Annotated in this window: 1 protein-coding gene; it reads left to right on the top strand. The window is 67.9% G+C overall.

Annotation, left to right across the window (positions count from 1 at the left end):
- Positions 1-111: 111 nt before the first annotated feature.
- The coding region (locus KGQ19_RS48625; RefSeq protein ID WP_212022437.1) for an ISL3 family transposase at positions 112-1335 on the top strand (1224 nt) is incomplete at its 3' end.

Genomic DNA, 1335 nt, shown 5'->3' with positions numbered 1-1335 from the left:
GGCGCTTCTGACCTATGTGTGGGTCACGGAGTGTGGCGGGAGTGGGGCACGCCGTCTCTGGCCTAGGGTTTTGGACTGTCTAGGTTCAAAACAGCAGGTTCGGAGAACGGCGTGCGAAACAAGAGCATATGGGGTGCCCTGCTCGGGCTGGAAGACGCGGTGGTCGAGGACGTCGCGCTTGATGAGGTATCCGGGCAGGTCGTGGTGCATGTTCGGGCGGGGTGGCAGGCCCGGCGGCGCTGCGGCCGGTGCCTGCGGCGCTGTCCGGTCTACGACCGCGGCTCGGGGCGGCGACGCTGGCGGCACCTGGACGCCGGTCGGCTGATGGTGTGGATCGAGGCCGCCTCACCCCGGGTGTCCTGCCGCCACTGCGGGGTGGTGACCTGCCACATCCCCTGGGCGCGGGCCGGTGCCGGGCACACCCTGGACTTCGACCACCAGGTGGCCTGGCTGGCCACGCACACCTCCAAGACCGCCACCGCGGCCCTGATGCGGATCGCCTGGCGCACCGTGGGGGCGATCGTGACCCGGGTCTGGGCCGACATCGACGCCTGCACCGACCGGTTCGCGAACGTGCGCCGGATCGGCATCGACGAGATCTCCTACAAGAAGGGCCACCGCTACCTCACCATCGTCGTCGACCACGATTCGGGCCGGCTGCTGTGGGCCGCCGTCGGCCAGGACGCCGAGACAGTCGATGAGTTCTTCGACACCCTCGGGCCTGAGCGCTGCGCCCAGATCACGCACGTGTCCGCCGACGCCGCCCGCTTCATCGCCAAATCGGTGCGCGCACACTGCCCGAGGGCGATCCGCTGCGCCGACGCCTTCCATGTCGTGGCCTGGGCCACCAAAGCCCTGGACACCGTACGCCGAGACGCCTGGAACAGCGCCGCCGGACGCGCCCGCGACACCGCCCGCACCGGCCGCAACGCCACCGGGCAGGCCAAAGCCCTGAAAACCGCCCGCTGGGCCCTGTGGAAGAACCCCGAAGACCTCACCATCGGCCAGCGCCACAAACTCACCTGGATCGCCAAGACCGATCCGCGACTGTGGCGGGCCTACCTGCTCAAAGAAGGCCTACGCCACGTCTTCAAGATCAAAGGCGCCGCAGGAAAGACCGCGCTGGACCGGTGGTACTCCTGGGCCACACGCTGCCGCATCCCAGCCTTCGTCGAACTAGCCCGCAAGATCAAGAAGAACCGTGAACCGATCGACAACGCCCTCGACCACAACCTGTCCAACGCCCTGATCGAATCCATGAACACCAAAATCCGCCAGATCACCCGCACCGCCTACGGCTTCACCAACCCCGAAGCCCTCATCGCCCTCGCACTC

The sequence above is a fragment of the Catenulispora pinistramenti genome (genome assembly GCF_018274385.1).
In the GTDB taxonomy this organism is placed as follows: Bacteria; Actinomycetota; Actinomycetes; order Streptomycetales; family Catenulisporaceae; genus Catenulispora; species Catenulispora pinistramenti.
Note: the sequence above shows the minus strand (reverse complement) of the source record. Positions and strands in the feature narration are given on the sequence as shown.